This is a genomic window from Pseudorhodoplanes sp. (assembly GCF_035565795.1).
Lineage (GTDB): Bacteria > Pseudomonadota > Alphaproteobacteria > Rhizobiales > Xanthobacteraceae > Pseudorhodoplanes.
In genome coordinates this window covers 1-19,297 of the sequence record NZ_DATMRV010000263.1, presented here as the reverse complement: position 1 = coordinate 19,297, position 19,297 = coordinate 1, and the positions used below count along the sequence as shown (strand labels likewise).

Sequence of the window (19,297 nt, the reverse complement as noted above, 5' to 3'; positions counted from 1 at the left end):
ACCGACGGCGACAATACCGAGAACCGGTGGTCGACGAGCCAGACCAGCATCGATGCCCGGACCAAGATCGCCTGCACCAACGCCAAGACTGCCAATATCAAGCTATACACCGTGCGGGTGATCAACGGAAACGCGTCGCTGCTGCAGGAATGCGCCAGCAAGTCCGACATGTATTACAATGTTCAGAGCGCCTCGCAGCTGGCCACGGTGTTCGCGACGATCGCACAGAACCTCGCCAATCTCCGGATCGCAAAATAGGACGGATCGTTCCCGGCGACCCGCTGTCCCGCGGCACCGCCCTCCACGGTATCGAAGATACCTGCCCGGACCGGTCGCGTTTGACCGAAAGCGTTTACGAATTGTAACCACTTTTTTGAGTCGCATTTTACAGGGCTTTCAGCCGGCGCGTTTACACCCGAGGCAACGACAAAGATCGGGTGGCGCCATGAAACGCGAATATGTCCGTCAATGCCTTGTGCGCGGCCGGCAGATGCTGCGCGACCGGAACGGCAATGTCACAATGACATTCGCCCTTGCCCTCATCCCTTTGATCGGCGCCATCGGCTCGGCCGTCGACTACAGCCGCGCCAACTCCGCCCGCACGGCAATGCAGGCCTCGCTCGACGCGGCCGGCCTCGCCCTGTCAAAGGAGGCGCAGTCGCTGACGCAGGCCCAGCTCGAGGCCAAGGCAATCGCGCTGTTCAAGGCCAATTACAATCGGCCCGAAACCAAAGACGTCACGGTCACTTCGGTCTTCTCGACCCCGCAGGCCGGAAGCTTTCAGCTCAACATCTCCGCATCCGGCAAGATCGACACGACATTCACCGCGATGTGGCAGCCCGACATGTCCATCAGCGCCAAGTCGCAGATCGTGTGGGGCATGAAGCGGCTCGAGCTCGTCCTGGCGCTCGACAATACCGGTTCGATGTCGTCGTCCAACAAGATGACGCAGCTCAAACTTGCCGCCAAGGATCTGCTGAAAACACTGCAGAACGCAGCGAAAAAGCCGGACGACATCAAGGTCGGCATCGTGCCGTTTGCGACCGACGTCAATGTCGGAACCAGCAACAAAAACGCCGCCTGGATCCGCTGGGACGAATGGGAGGCGACGAACGGCACGTGCAGCCGCACGCAGTACACAACGAAGACCAGCTGCGAGAACGCCGGCCGGACATGGACGCCCAGCAGCAAGAATGACTGGAACGGCTGCGTGTGGGATCGCGACCAGAGCTACGATGTCAATAACTCGGCGGCCAGCATCAACCTGAAGGCGACACTCTATTCCGCGCACCAGGCCAGCAACTGTCCGGTCTCCTTGATAACGCTGACCAATGACTGGAGTGCGCTGAACAGCAAAGTCGACTCGATGACGCCGACCGGCAACACCAACGTCACGATCGGACTGCAGATGGCGTTCCAGATGCTGTCGCCGGTCGCGCCGTTCAACGCTGCCGAGCCGAAGGCCGATCTCGAGAAGGTGATCATTCTGCTGACCGACGGCGACAATACCGAGAACCGGTGGTCGACCAGCCAGACCAGCATCGATGCCCGCACCAGGCTCGCCTGCACCAATGTCAGGGCCGCCAATATCAAGGTCTATACGGTGCGCGTGATCAACGGCAACGCATCGCTGCTGGAGCAATGCGCGAGCAAGACCGACATGTATTACAATGTGCAGAATGCGTCGCAGCTCAGCGCCGTGTTCGCCACGATCGCGCAGAACCTCGCCAATCTCCGGCTGGCAAAATAGGCTTGGCGTACAGAACGAAAAAAGCCCGGCCATTGGCCGGGCTTTTTCTATTGACGTATGACGCGGACGATTACTTGCCCGGAGTCATCTTGGCGAGATAGCCCTCGTACGGCTTGTACGCTTCCTTGGCGAGGTCGACGTAAAGTTCGCCGAGCTTGGTCGCCTGTGCGACGAAGCCTTCATAAGCGCTCTTCACGTAGTCCTGCTGGATCTCGACCGCCTTCTCGAGCGACTTCGCGCCGAACAGCTTTTCGACTGCTGCGGTGCCGTCCTCGAAGGCCTTCTTCGAATAGTCCACGCTCTCGACCGCGATCGCCTGCACACCCTTCGAGAGGGTGCTGAGCGCGCTCACGCTGGCGTCGACACTTTCCTTGCCGAATTTCTGAAAGTCTTCGAACGCCTTGGTATCAAAGTGGTTCATGTCATTGCCCTTTGCGCCCGGCCGCGAGGCCGATTTCCATCGGCCAATATCGACCGTCCCAAGACAACTTATGTTGCACCGCACAAAAATGCAAGAGGACATTTCGCACCGCAACCAAAATCATTAACCATCAGATTTTATTTACTTTTTAGAAACGCCACGCTCCTACCTTGATTGACTGTGGATTATCGGCGGCGCCTGGCGTGCTGCCGGGATCGTTCGACCGCCCTTGGGGGAAGTCATATCGGGCGCGCTCAGCGCCAAAGCGAGCGGGAACGGGTTGACCATGTTTCGCGTATCGACCGGAGCCTCGCTGGGGCTGCGTTGCGGTGTCGTTGTGCTGGCCTGCGCCGTCGCGGTCCTCTCCTTGTCGACGACCGAAGCCGACGCACGCGGCAAACGAAAGTTCTTCAAGCGCAGTACGTCCGAGGCGACCTCGACGTCCGATGCGCGCTATGCGGACATTGTCGTCGATGCCAATACCGGCGATGTCCTGCATGCGACGAATGCGGACTCGATCCGCCATCCAGCGTCGCTCACCAAGATCATGACGCTTTATCTGCTGTTCGAGCAGCTCGAAGCCGGGCGCATCAAGCTGGACTCGCAGATGGAGGTTTCGGATCGCGCTGCGAGTCAGGCGCCGACCAAGCTCGGCGTGCGCCCCGGCCAGACGCTCATGGTCGAGGATGCGATCAAGGCGCTCGTCACCAAGTCCGCAAACGATGCGGCCGTGGTTATTTCCGAGCACCTCGCGGGCTCCGAAGAGGAATTCGCAAAGCTCATGACGCGCAAGGCGCGTGCGCTGCGGATGTCCCGCACGGTTTATCGCAACGCGTCGGGATTGCCCGATCCCGGTCAGGTCACCACCGCACGCGATCAGGCGCTGCTCGGGCTGGCAATCCAGGACCGCTTCCCGCGCTATTACCGCTATTTCGCGACGCAGAGCTTCGTGTATCGCGGCGTCCGCATGGCTAACCACAACCGGCTGCTTGGCCGCGTTCCGGGCGTCCACGGTATCAAGACCGGCTATATCCGCGCCTCGGGTTTCAATCTGGTCAGCGCGGTCGAACGTAACGATCGCCGGATCGTCGCGGTCGTGCTCGGCGGCGCATCGGCCGGCGCCCGCGATGCGAAGATGCGCACGCTGATCGATCAGAAGATCACCCTCGCCTCCGTGAAGCGCACCGCACCGAAGATCGTCGAGATCGCCGACGCATCGCCTGCTCCGGCACCATCGGCGATTTACGGAGCGCCGTTCCCGAAGCCGGAAGGCCAGCCGCCGGTTCGCACCGAGGCCCCGACTCGCGCCGAGGTCCCTGCGCGGACCGAAGCTCCAATACGTGTCGCAGCCGTGGCTCCGAGCCGAACGGCTGCGCCATCGGCAAAGCCTGACCTTCGCGCCCCCGAAGTTCGTGCGGTGCCCGAGCAACCGGCGCCGGGCTCGACCGAACCGATCCGGCCTCATCTCGTGAAGACCCTCTCGGTCAAGGCAGCACCGACCAGGACCGTCGCTTCGATGTCCATGCTCGCACCCGAGCCGATGGCTTCGCGCGACGCACTCCCGTCCGCCCCGTCCGCGCCTGCGTACCAACCGGAAGCGCGAACCCAGGCACCCACGCGGTCGGTTTCCGACACGCTTCCGCCGCCGCCCCCAGGCGCCCGGCCGGGTGTCCTCGGCGTGCTGAGCTCCAAGGATGTGGCACAGCCGCCGGTCCAGCGGACGGTCACCGCATCGATCGCGCCCGTCGCCCCGGCTCCGGCCGTCCGCGATACCGCACCGATATCACCCCCGGCACCGCAGGTTGCCGAGCGCAAGCCGCGGGCCAGCGGCTGGATCATCCAGGTTGGCGCATTCGAAGATCGCGACGAAGCCCGTGAGAAACTCGCCGACGCAAAAAGCAAGGCCGGTAACCTTCTGAAAGGAGCTGAGCCTTATACTGAGGTCTTCTCGAAGGGAGAGAAGCGCTATTTCCGCGCGCGGTTTGCGGGATTGAACGAAAGCGCAGCCGATCAGGCCTGCAAGGAGCTGAAGCGAAGCAAGATCGCCTGCTTCGCTTCCAGGAACTGATCGCTGGTTGCTCGAGCGTGTCGTTGCGTTGAGTGAGGGACTACCGATGGCGTTTGAGAAGAAGATCCTTGGCCTGATTGACCCGCGCCGCGAGATACGTCGAGCCCCCCTGATCGGGATGGAGTTTCTTCATCAGCGCACGATGCGCACGTCCGATATCGGCGGCGCTCGCTCCCGGCTCAACGCCAAGGATCTGATAAGCCTCCTCTTCCGTCATTTTTCCGCTGTTGACGTCACTCGCCCCCGCTGCCGCACCCGCATTCGCGTGTTCACGCCAGCTGGGCTCCCGGCGGTCAAGATACGCCATCAATAGCGCGCGGCTTTCCTCGTCGACTTCCGGCAGGAGCGACATCAACGCCTGCACGTCGAGTGCATCGAGCGTGACACCTTCCATGCGCCCCTTCAGGATCCGTCCGCGCATCGCGCCGGTATCGTGATCAAGCTCCATCTCGACGAAGTCGGAACGGACCTGCGAGGTCTGTCCGGTGCTCTTGTTCATGCGCTTGCCAAGGCTCGCCATGCCCGGCACCCATCCGAGCAATGACAAGCCGGCGAAACCGAGCGGCACGGCAAGCCCAACCTGACCGCGCGCAGTCAGGAACGCTGCGCCCGCGAGTGCGGCGATACCACCGCTTTTGCGCAACACCTGCGCAGTCACTTTGGGATCGATGCGCGCGAAGCCGTACAAGGCCCATACCGCCACGAGCAGCACCACCGCGCCAAGAATAATGGGACCCATGATTTGTGTTCGTCCGGATCAAGTCATCTGGCGGAGCAGCTTCTGCGCCCCACCGCTGCGCCGCGCCGAAAGATCGGTCAGCGCTTTCATACCGCCGGCGGCATAGGCCGCGGCGGCCCGCAAGAGTTCACCAAGCTCCTGCGCCGCGCCGGGCGTGAAGCGGGCATAGGCGCCCCGGCTCAGCCGCGCCATTTCGCGAAAGGCATTTTCGGCAATCGGGTCCATGCCCTCCTGGAACATGAAGGCTGGAACCCCGAGCAATCCGAGTTCACCCGCGGCAGCACACACGTCGTCGATCGGCTCTTCCATGGCGTCGCCGACATAGACCAGCGCCTGAATCTTCCGCGCTTCGGATGCCTTGCGGACATGCTTCAGCACCCGGCCGATCTGGGTATGTCCGCCACGGCAATCGATCTTTTCCATGAGCGCGCCGAGCCGCTGCGGCTGCGCCACCCAGTCGGACGCGCGGCATTCGTTCAAGCCGCGGAAGTAGACGAGCTGCACGTCGAGGCCGCCGATCTTGGCCGCTTCCTCGAACATCTGCGCCTGCAGCTGGCAGGCCGCGTCCCAGGTCGGTTGCCGGCTCATGGTCGCATCCAGCGCAAAAGCCAGCCGACCTCGCTGGCCGGCCGTCGCCGCCGGCGCCATCTCGCGAACCTTGCTGAGGAAAGCGTCGATCTCGGCACGCGAGGCAACCGGCTGGGCCGCATCGGTCCGGGTGACGCTCTTGTCTGGCCTGTCCTTGCTCATCCGCTCCCAACGATCCCGCCTGCCGCGCGGCAGCGACTCCTCGTGACGCAATATATATGTCTTCGCTGCCGCCGGGGCGCGCAACATCGCCGCGACATCCGGGCGCGGCGCGGATTGCTTAATGATTTCAGCGTGAAGCCGTGGCTTTTGCTGGTTTGCCAGCCTGCGTCCGGTCCCGGCGCCGGCTGGCAGGAGGCTCAATCGAGCAGGTCGTGCATTTCCAGCGGCTTGTGGCCGGAATTGAACCATTCGGCGCGGGCGGCCGCACGGCGGCGGCCTTTCTCGTCGATCGGCAACATCAGCGCCCGCAGCAGCGCGTTCACCTCTTCGCGGGCGGTCACGTGCGACATGTTCGGACGCATGCCGAGGGTGGTCTCGTTGATATCGTCGAGCGCGGTCAGCCCGCGCGGAAAGAACTCGCGGTAGACGACGCGTTCGGAGAATCCATCGGTCGCTCGGAAGCCGAGCTGCAGGCCGAGCGCCGTCAGGCCTTCCGACAGCAGCCGCTTGTTGCGTGAGCCGAGCGTGGACAGCCGGTTGCGCACCACGATCCAGTCGGCGGCTTCCTGATCGACCTTACGGCGCTGGCGGCGCGCATCGCGCACCATCTCGGAATAATGACTTGTCCCGGTCAGCGCATAGGTTTCCGGGTCGACCGTTCCGAGCACATCGAAATCGACAAAGCTGTCATTGAGCGGCGTGATCAGCGTGTCGGCCATCGCATGGGCGAGCCGCATCAGATAGCAATCGGAGCCGGGCGTATCGATCACGACGAAGTCATGGGTGTGTTCGACCGAGCCGATGGTTTCGGCGAACGCGGTGAACTCGGCATTCTCGTTCTCGTCGTTGCGGATGCCTTCGGCGCGTGCAACGCAAAAATGCAGCGGAACCTCGAGCGGCAACTTCTCGCGCCGCGCCCAAAGCTTCCGGTTCTGTACGTAATGCGTCAGGCTTTTCTGACGTGAGTCCAGATCGATGGTCGCAACCTTCTGGCCCGCCTTCAGCAGCGCGATAGCAACGTGAATCGCGGTCGTGGATTTACCCGACCCGCCTTTCTCGTTCCCAACGACGACAACGTGCGCTGATTTGCGAGGCCCAATATTCGCCTGGACCAACATGACGCAAACACCCTTGCCGTCTCTATCCTCTTCCTTTGGATCGCATCCGGTCAAGCACTCGTTGCAGCCGGGCACGTTCATCATTAATCCGTGGCCGCGCAGCAACGCCTCGCCGATCGTTAATGGCGCAGGTAATCTTCTCGCTGCGTTGCGGAGGGACTATGGCTCGAAAGCCGATCATCGTCAGAACCGTGCCGGCGCTGCGCAAGGCGATCGCGCAATTGCGCAAAAGGCGAAAGACCATCGCGCTGGTCCCGACCATGGGTGCGCTGCATGAGGGGCACTTTTCGCTCGTCAGGCACGCAAGGAAGCGCGCAGGTGCCGTCGCCGTCTCGATCTTCGTCAACCCGAAGCAATTTGCGCCAACAGAAGATTTCGGTTCTTACCCGCGCAACTTCGCGCGCGATGTCGCAGCTTTGACCGAGCTCGGCGTCGACCTCGTCTGGGCGCCGACCGATGCGGCGATGTATCCCGACGGCTTTTCCACGGCGGTCTTGCCGGACGGACCGGCGAAAGCCGGGCTGGAAGATACTTACCGTCCGCATTTCTTCGGCGGCGTGACCACGGTGGTCGCCAAGCTGTTCCTGCAGGTCGGCGCCGACGTCGCGCTGTTCGGCCAGAAGGACTATCAGCAGCTGAAGGTCGTGACCCGGATGGCGAGCGACCTCGACATTCCGACAAAGGTCGTTGGCTGTCCGACCGTTCGGGAAAAGGACGGGCTCGCGCTGTCCTCCCGCAACGTCTACCTCTCGCCGGCGGAGCGGCAGACCGCGCCGGTGCTTTACCGGGTGCTCAAGGACAGTGCGGCGCGGATCAAGGCCGGCGAGACGATCGCAAAGATTCTGGCGGACGGCCGCGCCACCATCACCAATGCCGGTTTCGCGGTCGACTATCTCGAAGCGAGGCACGCCGAGACGCTGGAACCGGTGGCGACCTATGGTGACGGCCCGATCCGGCTTCTGGTCGCCGCCCGTCTCGGCAAGACCCGACTGATCGACAATCTTGGCGTCTGAGCGTTAGCCACGCCCGCCGCGAGGGCCGCCTTTCCGGCGACCCTCACCGTCATGGTCTTACCGCGGGAAGCCCGGGATCGACGGCAGGCCCGGGATCGACGGCAATTGCGGCGCACCCGGCAGATTACGCGGATCGATATTGCGCGGATCGAGATTACGCAGGTTCAGACGCTGATTGATGATACCGCGCCCGATATTCTTGAAGTTGAACACGTTGCGCACGAAGTTGCGGTCGCGCACCAATTGCTGCGGCGAGATCGTCAGCGCATTGGCGACCACCTGTTGCGCCACAATCTGAATGGCGTAACCGGTCGCAGCCTGGGTCAGTTCCGCGAGCCGCTGGCCCTGGCGATTAAAGATCTCGATGCGGCCCACCGAGCCGTTCTCATCCTCGTAAAGCTTCACGTTGGTCGTACCGCCCGGCCCGACCTCGATCACGCCCGTGGTGCCGCGCACGCCGACGATCGCCGTCGGAGTGTTAATGCGCATCTCGCCGGTCTTGGCGACCTGCTCCGCCACGAAGCCGACCGTGCCACGGGTGACGTTGACGACAGCATTGCCGCGCGCGCCCTTCCGGTAAACGAACTCGTCGACCGTGATGGTCGCATTGGCGGAGAGACTGAACGTGGTCTCGTCGTCGAAAGTGACGCCCAGCGCCCCGCTGGCGTTGGTCGACAGGCGATCGCCCTTGCGGATGTCGTCGCCCTTCTTCAATCCCGCCGCAGGAGTTCCAGCCCGCGCCACATTCGCCGCCGGCGTGATGGTCGCCACGCTGCCGACTACGCCACCCGCTGCCCCGCCGCCGGTGCTTGGCTTAGCCGCAGGCTTTCCGATCGGGGTCGGGAACGGGTTGCCGCCGCTTTGCGCATACGCGAAGGCGGGCGACAGGATGAGAGCACCACAGAGTGCGAGCCTTGGGAAAAACCGAAATCGGACCACGGCAGCCTGGATGTTGCGCGGGAATGCGCCGGAAGGGTCCGCTTGCTAGCCTAGCGGCTGCGTCGCGGCAATCACGGCCAATTCAAAGACTTGTGAGACGCCGGCCGGGACAAGATATCCATCGGCCGCGCCAAACTCACTTCGCCATGGCCGGCGACGGTGTCTCCTTGACCGCCTTGCCCGAGATCGGCGGGCGCGGCAGCTTGGCCTCTCCCGCTTCCATCGCGAAGGTATATTCAAACGAATACCACGGGCCCTTCACGTCCGGTGCCGGCGGCGTCTCGTCCTCGTGACGGACGTAATTGCCGATCAGCGTCTTAGTCACGCCGAACTGCACGTCGGTCTCGAGCAGCGGATCGTCATTGACGTAGATCTGCGAGATCAGCGTCTTGAAGCCGGGCTTGTAGATCAGGAAGTGAATGTGCGCAGGCCGATAATTGTGCGGCCGCTTCACCGCGCGGATGAAATCGCCGACCGGCCCATCGACCGGGATCGGATAGCCGGCCGGCAGGATGCTGCGGAACGAGAACATACCCTTCGCGTCGGTGCGGAACTGGCCACGCAGATTCATTTCGGCCTGGTTGGGATCCTGGTTCTCGTAAAGACCTTCGGTCGACGACTGCCAGACGTCGACGATCGCGTCCGTGATCGGCGCGCCCTTGCCGTCCACGACCTTGCACTGCGCAAACAGCACCGGGCCCGGCGTCGGCGAACGCACGATAGATCCGCCATTCTCGGTAAACGGCGAGTTCAGTCGCCAGAACGGACCGAGCATCGAGGCGGATGTTTCGGTCTGTCCCTTGTTGCCGTTGTTGAGGAGGCACACGAGCGACGACACCCCGAGCGAGCCTGCCATCAGCACCACTTCGTTGTGCGATGCATCGGACTTCTGACCGAGACGCACGATGAAATTGCAGGCCTGATGAAACTCCTCTTCGCTCAGCTTTGCCTCGCGGATGAAGCCGTGCAGATACTTGATCATCAGGGTGACAATTTCGCGCAGCCGCGGGTCCGGCGTCTTTTCCATCGCTTCGAGCACTGCGACGGTGACTTCGTTCTGGTCGCCGATGATCATTCATATTCCTCCACACTCTACCTGCCGCATCCTCGCAGCCACGGGGCGCAGTTGAGGATGACGGCGGACAAGATTTATTCTTTTGCGTTATAGCAAACCGGACCCCGAAAAACTCAGAGCAATCCGAGCTCGCTCAATTCGCGCCGCATCTGTTCCGGCATGATTGCGGCACCGCGGGCGGTCCGCTCGAGATCGGCCGGCGCGTCGGCAGCCGGCAGGTAACGCCAGCCCTGAAAGGCGCGGTACGGGCGCGGCGTCACCAGCCTGATCTTCCCATCCAGCACGATCCGGCAGCGCCCGATACCGTCCTTGTCCACGAATGGGCGAAGGTCGAGGATACGCTCCCGGCACATCACCTGCCCCTTGATCACCCAGTACAACGAGCCGCCATCGAGCAATTCTTCGGTGCGCTTGGGGGACATCCGCGTGGTGTGGATATGCTCGGGTTTCTGCCCACGCAGCTTCTTTTCCTTGAGTCGGGCAGAGACCCATGATTTCAGATCGTCGACAGAGTCGCAGCCAACGCACAATTTGATCAGATGTAGCGGCATGGTTCTCCATACCGGTCGCGGCGCTCTGCCGTCAAAGCCATCGCCGTGCACTCTCCACAGGTCAGGTCTGCGCCTCGATGGCCATGATGCGGGCGCCTTCGGCGACCTGTGCGCCTGCGGCGGCCGCGATGTCAGTCACAACGCCGTCACGCGACGCGACGATGGCGTGTTCCATCTTCATCGCCTCGATGATGGCTAGCCGGTGCCCCTTCGATACGGTCTCGCCGGCCGTGACAAGGATCGCGAGCAGCTTCCCGTGCATAGGCGCGCGGACGACACCGTCGCCGGCCGCATGATCCACGTCGCCCGCTTCAAAATCGGCGAGCGCGACCTGCGTCTGCCGTCCCCCGCGCAGCACGAACATCGTGTTTCCCGCGGCGGCAATCAGCCTGGCGGATGGATCGGGCTCGGCACCTCGCACCGTGACGCGCCAGCCGCCGGCGGAGAAATCCAGCCGGGCAACGTCCGGCTCGCCGTTGACCACGATCGGGATCGTGGTGACGCGCGTACCGGACAGCTGGAAGCCGTCGGCCACGTCCCAAGGAGAGAGCGGCGCATCGGGGTCGGGTCGCTGCGGACGCGCATTCGCGATCAACTGCGCAGCACCGCTCGCGGCCGCGGGCGCATCGATGCCGCCCTGATTGAGACCGAGTTCGTCGTGATGACGCGCGATATAGCTGGTGTCGAACTGTCCGTCGCGAAAGCCGGGAGAGCGGCACAGCGCGGACAGGAAGGCGAGGTTCGTGCGCGGACCGGCGATGACCGTGCGATCGAGTTCTCCGGCCAGGCGATCGAGCGCAGCTTCGCGCGTATCGGCATGCGCGATCACCTTTGCGATCATCGGATCGTAGTACGGTGAAATCTCCCCGCCCTGCTCCACGCCGCTGTCGACGCGAAGGCCTTCGCCCTGCGGAAATGATAGCGCCACGAGTCTGCCGGTCGACGGCAGAAAGCCGCGTTCGGGATCTTCCGCATAAACGCGCGCCTCGACCGCGTGCCCGCGCAGCGGAATTTCACTCTGATTGGTCACGGGCAAACGCTCACCGGCGGCAACACGGAACTGCCACTCGACGAGATCGAAGCCGGTGACCGCTTCGGTGACCGGATGCTCGACCTGCAGTCGCGTATTCATCTCCATGAACCAGAAGCCGTCGCGCTTCAGTCCATTGGCACCGTCGGCAATGAACTCGACAGTCCCCGCGCCCACATAGCCGACGGCCTTGGCCGCTGCGACCGCCGCCGCGCCCATACGCGCTCGCAAATCCTCGCTCATGCCCGGTGCAGGCGCTTCCTCGATGACCTTCTGATGGCGGCGCTGCAGCGAACAGTCGCGCTCATGAAGGTGGACCGCATTGCCGCGCTTGTCGGCGAACACCTGTATCTCGATGTGACGCGGCGCAGTGATGTACTTCTCGATCAGCATCCGGCCATCGCCGAAGGCCGAAATCGCTTCGCGCCGCGCGCTCGCAATCGCAGCATCGAAATCGGCATGGCGTTCGACAAGGCGCATGCCCTTGCCGCCACCGCCCGCCACCGCCTTGATCAGCACCGGGTAGCCGAGTTCATAGGCCTTGCGCTTCAGGAAGGTCTCGTCCTGCTGATCGCCGTGATAGCCGGGCACCACCGGCACACCAGCCTCCTGCATCAGCGCCTTGGCACGATCCTTCAACCCCATGGCGCGGATTGCCGACGGCGGCGGACCGACAAAGACGATGCCGGCCTGAACACAGGCTTCCGCAAAATCGGCATTCTCGGACAGGAAGCCGTAGCCGGGATGGATACACGCCGCACCGCTCTCCCTGGCGACAGCGAGCAGCTTGTCGGCCGCAAGATAACTTTCGCGCGCCGGCGCGGGGCCTATCAGATAGGCCTCGTCGCATTGGCGTACATGCGGCGCATCGGCGTCGGCCTCCGAATAGACCGCGATCGTCCGCAGTCCCATCCGGCTCGCCGTGCGAGCGATCCGGCACGCGATCTCGCCGCGATTGGCAATCAAGACCGAGGCAAACATGAATCACCCGTGCGCATCAGGATGCGCAGGATGCCTTCCTCGGCGCGGCAAAGAAAGACCAATCGGTCCTATTGCTGTTGCGCCCCGGTGGTCTGCTGAGCGGTGCCGACCGGCAGCGGGAACGGATCGGCGGCAGGTGCCGGCGTCGGCGCAGGAGCCGGCGCGGGTGGCGCGGCACGAGGCGCTTGCGCCTTCTGTGCGGGACGGCGCGACGGAGGCGAAGGAGGCGTCGGCGCGGTCTGCGGCTGAGGTGTTTGCTCCTGCGGCGGGGCCGATGCTTGCGTCTGCGGACGCGGTTCCGGCCGTGTCGGTCCGACGACGCCGTTCTGGCCGGGCCGACCCGGCTCGTTCGACATGATGCTCACCGCTGGGATCGAATCCGCAGTCGGGAAATTCATGTTCACCGGCGTATGCGGCGGCGAAGAGGGCGCGTTGTGAGACGCGAGCGCTGTCGCACCGGACACGCCGGGCTTGTCATTCCACGCCGCAGCGAACCGTTCGACGCGCGCGTCGTAGGAGCGCTCAGTCATGTTGGCGACCACGCGATCACGGTTCTTCAGGAAATCGAAGGCGTAGCAGGACGAAGGCTGGCACGCATCGCGTGCCGTCAGGATCTGTGCGACAAGACCGAAGCGATCCGCCTCGAGGCTGCGCACGATCGGCGTACGGATGCTGTCGTAGGATGACCGGTCGCGGTCCGGCAACGCCGCGATCTCGCGCAACACATCAAGGCGCGCGCTGACATAGTTCAGGGCCGCAGCGACCTGCTCGGGCGCGGCGAACAGACTTTTCTCGCAAGCGTCGTGAACAACATCGCCGCCCGCTGCGTCGAGGCAGGCAAGATGAGAATTCGGCAGCAGAGCCTGGGCGTTGAGGACGGCGACACGCGCCTCGATGGCGCGGCGCTGTTCGGCCCTGCCCTGCATGTCCAGCCGGTCGATTGCAATCCACCCCAATCCGATGATCAGGATGGCTGCCGCGCCGAAGCCAAACACCTGGCGGCCGCCGAACCGGACGATCGCAACGACTACGATAACCGCCAGAACCGCGGCCAAGACCGCGGGGCCCCAAAGCGGAGAAAAGATCATGTCATTCATGCTGTGGAAGTCCGGCACCATGTCCGCCCCATTTGCCGTACGCCCAGATTGGACGCCCTAAAATCGGCTAAAGCAAGACACTTTCGCGCCGTGAAAGTTCCCATTTCAAACCCCGCCCGGTGGCCGGAAACCTGGCGTGAGATCGCTGGCGGCAGCGAATGCACCCTTGGCCTGGACGGACGTCATCGCGATCGTGGTTTTGAGATCGGCAACGCCGCCACTGCTTGCCACCGCCAGCAATACCGCCGCCATCTGGGTTTCGCCCGGTGCTTCCGCGATCAACAGGAAATCGTAGTCGCCGAAGGTGAGATAATGGCCGATCAGCTTGCCCCCCGCCTTCGCGAGAAGCCGCCCCATCGCATCGGCCCGATCTTCCGGGCTGATTACCATCCCGCGCAAGGCATCACGCGTGTATCGCCCCTGTGTGATGAATATCGGCATGTCCACCCCTGCCCCACGTCCAGCATGCGGGAACAATTCCGCATCCAGTACGTTCGAAACGGCAACCTGCCGCACAGTGCGGCAAATTTGAGTTCCTACCTAGATCGCCGCTGATTGCGGACTTTCCGGACGCGGACACTCTCGTGGAGATGGGCCGATGCGACTGATTCTCGGAATGCTGTTGGGTGCGCTCCTGCTGACCGCGGGCGCTTATTATCACGACAGCATGAAAACCTCGGCGGTCGCGTCAGGACCGTCCGCGACGGACAATCGGCCGATGGTCAACTGGGACGTTGTCCACGCGAACTGGAACAGCCTGAAGGTTCGGCTTCAGGACGGTTTCGCCGACCTGCGCGCGCGCATCAACCGGGCCTGATCGCGATCCCTAACCGTGGCGATCGAGCTGGCTTTCTTTCGCCACGCGCTCAAACGCTTCTTCGGTATTCTTGATGCGATACTGGTGTTCGTCGCCATCCGGCGGGAGCAGCTTGACGACCTTGAAGCTTCCGTCTGCGGTGGCCCGGTTCAGCGGGCCGGCCATGTAACGAACGGTCTGCCCCACAGTAAACTTATGAGATTTTAGCACGCTGCACTCCATCCGACGCGACAGGTTCGCCCTACCTGCGTCAGGGCTCGCGGCCCCGAATTTTCATTACTTGTTGCACTATAGCATCAATAGCGCGCCTGAGGGGAAAAATTCGGCAAATCCACGGCGGACCGTTTTACCATAAAAGTCATATAGTTAGCGTCATTTATGCTTTTCCTGCAGGAGAAGGTCTTCGGGCATGCGCCGGGGCCCGTCACCGCCCGGCTGCGGATCAGCTTACCGGCGGCCCCTTCGCAGATCGTCGCGCCGTTGTAGCTGTGACGCCGTTGCGCGCCGCCACCGCCGATGCGCACTCTACACGCGTTCGCGAGGGGCGTCGTCAGTTCCCGGCACCAAGCGTTCGGCCGACACCGCGCCGGCTTCGCAGCAAAATCTCCGCGACCGTCGCCGCGGCAATCATCAATCTGCGCGCCGCTGTTATTCGGTTGAAAATTCGCTGCGGCCGGACACTCGCCACGGCCACGCGTTCCCCTATTCGCGAGGCGTGCATTCGCGGCTAAGTTTCGTCGAACACTCCTGCGCCATTGTGCTTCATGCTGAACCTGATCATCGCCTGCATCCTTGCCGCGATCCTCGGCTTCGCCGCGCATCGCGCCAGCATCTGCACGGTGCGCGCCGTGGCGGAGTTCACGCATTCGGGCACCGGCTACATGTTCGCGAGCATCGTGAAGTCTGCGCTTTGGGTTTTCGCGATCACCATTCCGGTCTTTCTCATCCTCCCGCACACCGCGACCGCGATTTCAGGCTGGCAGCTGACCCTCACCGCAATGTTCGGAGGATTGCTGTTCGGCATCGGCGCCGGCGTCAACGGCGCCTGCGCCTACGCGACCATGGCACGCATGATCGACGGCGAGATCGGCATGCTGCTCACGGTCCTTGGCTTTGCGGCCGGCGTCCTGATCTTCGTTGCTTTGATCAGCACCGGCACGCTCGCCCGCCCTTCGCCGGCGCCGAGCCAATTGCCTGAGATGATTCAGATCGCGCCGTATGTTCTGATGGCGCTGGCGATTGTCGGCGCCTACGAGGTCGTCCGGCTCTGGCGCAGCCGTCCGGCCGGTTCGACTCTCCGAAGTCTCATCTTCGCGCCGGCCTATCGGCTATCCACGGCGGCACTCCTGATGGGATTCGCCGGGGGGCTGATCCTCCTCATCTTCGGCTCGCCGGGTTACACAACAACGTTCCAGCAGATCGTCGAGGCGCATGTCGGAACGCGACCGATGCCCCCCTATGGGCGCTGGCTCGTGCTCGGGGCCGTGCTGCTCGGCATGTTTGCGTCGACCTGGCAGCGCGGCAGCTTCCGGGTCGACTGGCGGCCGCGGCTGACCTGGCTGCGCAACATATTCGGCGGAGTACTGATGGGCCTCGGCTGCGCGCTTCTTCCCGGCGGCAACGATGCGCTGATCCTCTACGGCATTCCCGGGCTGTCACCGCACGCAATACCAGCCTATATCGCACTGCTGCTCGGCATCTTCGTCGCGCTGATCACCATGCGCGCCGTGTTCAGCGTCGAGATGCGCGTCGCCTGCCGCAACGATATGTATATCGCCGACGCGAGTGCCGACCTCGCGAAGCGGGAAAAGCCGCAAGGGGCGTCATCGTGAAAGTGCAATTCGCGGGCTGCGGCGACGCCTTCGGATCCGGAGGGCGGTTCAACACCTGCCTTCATGTCGAGGATGGCGCGCGATCCTTCCTGGTCGATTGCGGCGCGAGTTCACTGGTCGCATTGAAAAAGGCAGGCATCGACCGCGGCGCGATTGATGCGATCCTGCTCACTCATTTCCATGCCGACCATTTTGGCGGCATTCCGTTTTTCATTCTCGATCAGCAACTCAATGTGAAGCGCACACGCCCGCTCCTGATCGCGGGACCGCCCGGACTGCGCGACTGGTATGCGCGTGCGATGGCGCTCGCCTTTCCGGGAGAGCGCACGCTGCCGTTCGCACTCGAATTGCGCGAAGTTGAAATCGGCGCAGCGCAGATCCTTGCCGGGATGCAGGTGACGCCGGTGCATGTGAAGCACGACGATCGCGCCGGCCCCTGCCTCGCCTACCGGATCGAAAGCGGCGGCAAGACGCTGTGCTATTCCGGCGATACCGAATGGACCGATACCCTGATCGAGGCCGCGCGGAACGCCGACCTGTTCATCTGCGAATGCTATATGTTCGAGAAGCTCCGCAAATCGCATATGACACTGTCGGTGCTGCGGCAGCATCTGCCGGCCATCGGCGCGAAGCGCGTGATCCTGACGCATCTGAGCGAGGATATGCTCGCCCATCTCGCGCGGGTCGATATCGAATGCGCAGTCGATGGGCTGGCGGTGGAGATCTGAACCTCAGAACGTCTCCACCCAGGGGCGCAACTCCACCTCCGTGCTCCAGGCGTTGCGCGGCTGGCGCAGGACATCGAAATAGGTTTGCGCAATGGCATCGGGGTCGAGCAGCGCGTCCGGCTTGTCCGCTGGCTCTTGCCGCCGGTCTGAGCGGATGCCGCCGTCGATCACAAAATGCGCGACATGGATGCCTTGCGGCTGCAATTCGCGGGCGAGACTTTGCGCGAGACCACGCAATGCAAACTTTCCCATCGCGAACGGGGCAGACTTGGCATAGCCCTTCACGCTGGCTGAGGCGCCCGTGAAGAAGATTGCGCCCTGGCTTTTCGGCAGCATGCGCCTCGCGGCCTGTTGCGCGACGAGAAATGCACCAAAGGCAGAGACCGCCATCGCCCTTTCGACGTCCGCCGGCACGAGATCGACCAGTGCGCCGCGCGTCCGGAAACTGGCATTGTAGATGACCACGTCCGGCGCTCCGACCGACGCGTCAAGCTCCTCGAACAGGCCCGTCACCTGCCCGCTCTGCGATGCATCGCAGGCAAAGACCTTCGCATCGGTTTCCGCCGCCAGTTTCGCGAGCTTGTCCGTTGAGCGCGCTGTGAGCGCAATCTTCAGCCCCGCCTTCGACAGGAGACGCGCGAGGGAGGCGCTCAGCCCTGTCCCCGCGCCGACAATCAATGCGCTGCGATAGGCGAACGCCGGCATAAGCCATCTCCTGCGAGGTCACTGGGCCGCGCAGGATGATGGCTCGAGGCTCGGTTCGCAAGCGCCTTCAGGCTACCAGGCGCCGTGAGTCTGCTCGTTGGCGCGATGATGCAGCGTCTTTGCGAGCGCGCTTCGGTCGAGATGGGTGCCGTCGTCGCCCTCGATCAGGAGCGCCACACGGCCGGTTGCCTTGAGATGCTGGGCAAAACCCACCGCCTCATCCATGGTGCCGAATTCCTTGAAGAGATGACGACCCTTGTCGAGCGGGCTTATTCTTTCGGATCCGACCGGACCGGAATAGACACGGTACATGGGTGCTTCTCCGTTCTTGTTCTTGGGCGGAAACACCAACGCAGTCTCGGAGGATGTGTTCCCTACATCCTGAATACCCCGAACCTAGTTTCATCCACCGGCGCATTGAGCGTCGCAGATAGTGCCAGCGACAGCACGCGACGCGTCTCGCGCGGAAGTATGATGCCATCGTCCCACAGCCGGGCGGTCGCGTGATACGGACTGCCCTCGCGCTCATATTGCTCGCGGATCGGCTGCTTGAATTCCTCCTCCTCGACCTCGCTCCACTTGCCGCCGGCGGCCTCTATATTGTCGCGCCGTACGGTCGCGAGCACGGACGCCGCCTGCTCTCCACCCATCACCGAAATCCGAGAGTTCGGCCAGGTGAACAGGAAGCGCGGGCCATAGGCCCTGCCGCACATCCCGTAATTGCCGGCCCCGAACGAGCCGCCGACGATCAACGTGATCTTCGGCACCCGCGCGCAGGCGACCGCCGTCACCATCTTGGCGCCATCCTTGGCGATGCCGCCGGCCTCGTAGTCACGGCCGACCATGAAGCCGACGATGTTCTGAAGGAACAGCAGCGGTATGCGCCGCTGGCAGCACAGTTCGATAAAGTGGGCGGCCTTCAGCGCACTCTCGGAATACAGAATCCCGTTGTTGCCGATGATGCCGACTGGCATCCCGGCAAGATGCGCGAAGCCCGTGACGAGCGTCGTGCCGTACAGCTTCTTGAATTCGTCGAACTCCGAGCCATCGACGATACGGGCGATGATTTCGCGCACGTCATACTGCTTCTTCAGATCGGTCGGGACGATCCCTTCCAGTTCCGCCGCGTCATGCAGAGGCTCGCGCGAGGCGATGAGCGGGATATCGACGCGCTTGGCCACATTGAGGTTGGCTACGATCCGCCGCGCGAGCGCGAGCGCATGTTCATCATTCGTTGCAAGATGATCGGCCACGCCGGATTTGCGCGTATGCACATCGGCGCCGCCCAGATCCTCCGCAGACACCACCTCCCCGGTCGCAGCTTTCACCAGTGGCGGTCCGCCGAGGAAAATCGTGCCCTGGCTTTTCACGATGACGGTTTCATCCGACATCGCCGGCACATAGGCGCCGCCCGCCGTGCACGACCCCATTACGACCGCGATCTGCGGAATGCCTGCCGCAGACATGGTGGCCTGGTTGTAGAAGATGCGGCCGAAATGATCGCGATCGGGAAACACCTCGGTCTGGTTCGGCAGATTGGCCCCGCCGGAATCGACGAGATAGATGCAGGGCAGCCTGTTTTCGCGCGCGATCTCCTGTGCGCGAATGTGTTTCTTCACCGTCATCGGGTAGTAGGTGCCGCCCTTGATGGTCGCGTCGTTGCACACGATCATGCACTCGCGT

20 protein-coding genes and 1 pseudogene are annotated in these 19,297 nt (G+C 63.2%); 7 read left to right on the top strand and 14 right to left on the bottom strand.

Annotated elements, in window-relative coordinates:
- Both VNZ93_RS23735 and VNZ93_RS23730 read left to right on the top strand, forming a co-directional pair.
- Positions 1 to 258: pseudogene (locus VNZ93_RS23735) on the top strand (pilus assembly protein TadG); the annotation flags it as partial.
- Between the two features lie 187 nt (positions 259 to 445).
- A complete protein-coding gene (locus VNZ93_RS23730; RefSeq protein ID WP_325711325.1) occupies positions 446 to 1,750 on the top strand; it encodes a pilus assembly protein in 1,305 nt (434 codons plus the stop codon).
- Between the two features lie 70 nt (positions 1,751 to 1,820).
- On the opposite strand, the gene VNZ93_RS23725 is transcribed toward VNZ93_RS23730, so the two are convergent.
- Entirely contained in the window at positions 1,821 to 2,171 is a 351-nt protein-coding gene (locus VNZ93_RS23725) for a phasin family protein (protein ID WP_325711322.1), read from the bottom strand.
- 286 nt (positions 2,172 to 2,457) lie between these two features.
- On the opposite strand from VNZ93_RS23725, the gene VNZ93_RS23720 reads away from it, so the two are divergent.
- Positions 2,458 to 4,239, top strand: a complete 1,782-nt coding sequence (locus tag VNZ93_RS23720) for a serine hydrolase (RefSeq protein ID WP_325711319.1) — start codon at positions 2,458 to 2,460, stop codon at positions 4,237 to 4,239.
- Positions 4,240 to 4,279: 40 nt separating this feature from the next.
- Here the strand turns inward: VNZ93_RS23720 and VNZ93_RS23715 are convergent, their stop codons facing one another.
- From VNZ93_RS23715 to VNZ93_RS23705, 3 genes are all read right to left on the bottom strand, one after another.
- Positions 4,280 to 4,978, bottom strand: coding sequence for a DnaJ domain-containing protein (locus VNZ93_RS23715; RefSeq protein WP_325711316.1), 699 nt, complete (start codon positions 4,976 to 4,978; stop codon positions 4,280 to 4,282).
- An 18-nt stretch (positions 4,979 to 4,996) separates the two neighbouring features.
- Positions 4,997 to 5,728 (bottom strand): VWA domain-containing protein, encoded by a 732-nt coding sequence (locus VNZ93_RS23710; RefSeq protein ID WP_325711313.1) that lies wholly within the window; start codon positions 5,726 to 5,728, stop codon positions 4,997 to 4,999.
- Between the two features lie 197 nt (positions 5,729 to 5,925).
- The gene (locus VNZ93_RS23705; RefSeq protein ID WP_325711310.1) at positions 5,926 to 6,846 is read right to left on the bottom strand and encodes a division plane positioning ATPase MipZ; all 921 of its coding nucleotides are present in this window, start codon (positions 6,844 to 6,846) and stop codon (positions 5,926 to 5,928) included.
- A gap of 161 nt (positions 6,847 to 7,007) precedes the next feature.
- Between VNZ93_RS23705 and panC the strand changes: the two genes are divergently transcribed.
- Positions 7,008 to 7,859, top strand: a complete 852-nt coding sequence (gene panC / locus VNZ93_RS23700) for a pantoate--beta-alanine ligase (protein WP_325711306.1) — start codon at positions 7,008 to 7,010, stop codon at positions 7,857 to 7,859.
- Between the two features lie 57 nt (positions 7,860 to 7,916).
- Here the strand turns inward: panC and VNZ93_RS23695 are convergent, their stop codons facing one another.
- The 6 genes from VNZ93_RS23695 to VNZ93_RS23670 form a co-directional block, all read right to left on the bottom strand.
- Entirely contained in the window at positions 7,917 to 8,630 is a 714-nt protein-coding gene (locus VNZ93_RS23695; protein WP_325711303.1) for a FecR family protein, read from the bottom strand.
- A gap of 304 nt (positions 8,631 to 8,934) precedes the next feature.
- Positions 8,935 to 9,873: a dioxygenase gene (locus VNZ93_RS23690; RefSeq protein ID WP_325711300.1), complete on the bottom strand. Its 939-nt coding sequence runs from the start codon at positions 9,871 to 9,873 to the stop codon at positions 8,935 to 8,937.
- 113 nt (positions 9,874 to 9,986) lie between these two features.
- On the bottom strand, positions 9,987 to 10,424 hold the full coding sequence (locus tag VNZ93_RS23685; RefSeq protein ID WP_325711297.1) for a DUF1489 domain-containing protein: 438 nt from the start codon (positions 10,422 to 10,424) through the stop codon (positions 9,987 to 9,989).
- 61 nt (positions 10,425 to 10,485) lie between these two features.
- Entirely contained in the window at positions 10,486 to 12,435 is a 1,950-nt protein-coding gene (locus VNZ93_RS23680; RefSeq protein ID WP_325711294.1) for a biotin carboxylase N-terminal domain-containing protein, read from the bottom strand.
- A 68-nt stretch (positions 12,436 to 12,503) separates the two neighbouring features.
- Complete coding sequence (locus VNZ93_RS23675) at positions 12,504 to 13,532, bottom strand: hypothetical protein (RefSeq protein ID WP_325711291.1); 1,029 nt, start codon at positions 13,530 to 13,532, stop codon at positions 12,504 to 12,506.
- A gap of 105 nt (positions 13,533 to 13,637) precedes the next feature.
- Positions 13,638 to 13,973, bottom strand: coding sequence for a GYD domain-containing protein (locus VNZ93_RS23670; protein WP_325711288.1), 336 nt, complete (start codon positions 13,971 to 13,973; stop codon positions 13,638 to 13,640).
- A gap of 157 nt (positions 13,974 to 14,130) precedes the next feature.
- On the opposite strand from VNZ93_RS23670, the gene VNZ93_RS23665 reads away from it, so the two are divergent.
- Positions 14,131 to 14,349, top strand: a complete 219-nt coding sequence (locus VNZ93_RS23665; RefSeq protein ID WP_325711285.1) for a hypothetical protein — start codon at positions 14,131 to 14,133, stop codon at positions 14,347 to 14,349.
- Between the two features lie 9 nt (positions 14,350 to 14,358).
- Here VNZ93_RS23665 and VNZ93_RS23660 read toward each other — a convergent pair whose 3' ends face one another.
- On the bottom strand, positions 14,359 to 14,571 hold the full coding sequence (locus VNZ93_RS23660) for a hypothetical protein (protein WP_325711282.1): 213 nt from the start codon (positions 14,569 to 14,571) through the stop codon (positions 14,359 to 14,361).
- Between the two features lie 542 nt (positions 14,572 to 15,113).
- Between VNZ93_RS23660 and VNZ93_RS23655 the strand changes: the two genes are divergently transcribed.
- Positions 15,114 to 16,181: a YeeE/YedE thiosulfate transporter family protein gene (locus tag VNZ93_RS23655; protein ID WP_325711279.1), complete on the top strand. Its 1,068-nt coding sequence runs from the start codon at positions 15,114 to 15,116 to the stop codon at positions 16,179 to 16,181.
- Positions 16,178 to 16,909: an MBL fold metallo-hydrolase gene (locus tag VNZ93_RS23650; RefSeq protein ID WP_325711276.1), complete on the top strand. Its 732-nt coding sequence runs from the start codon at positions 16,178 to 16,180 to the stop codon at positions 16,907 to 16,909. The genes VNZ93_RS23655 and VNZ93_RS23650 overlap by 4 nt, the downstream gene beginning before the upstream one ends.
- 3 nt (positions 16,910 to 16,912) lie before the next feature.
- Here the strand turns inward: VNZ93_RS23650 and VNZ93_RS23645 are convergent, their stop codons facing one another.
- The 3 genes from VNZ93_RS23645 to VNZ93_RS23635 all read right to left on the bottom strand — a co-directional run.
- Complete coding sequence (locus tag VNZ93_RS23645; protein ID WP_325711274.1) at positions 16,913 to 17,614, bottom strand: SDR family NAD(P)-dependent oxidoreductase; 702 nt, start codon at positions 17,612 to 17,614, stop codon at positions 16,913 to 16,915.
- A gap of 72 nt (positions 17,615 to 17,686) precedes the next feature.
- Positions 17,687 to 17,926 carry a hypothetical protein gene (locus VNZ93_RS23640; RefSeq protein WP_325711272.1) on the bottom strand — a complete coding sequence of 80 codons (240 nt, stop codon included), beginning with the start codon at positions 17,924 to 17,926 and terminating at the stop codon, positions 17,687 to 17,689.
- Between the two features lie 62 nt (positions 17,927 to 17,988).
- On the bottom strand, positions 17,989 to 19,297 hold a 1,309-nt coding region (locus tag VNZ93_RS23635; RefSeq protein ID WP_325711270.1), incomplete at its 5' end, for a carboxyl transferase domain-containing protein.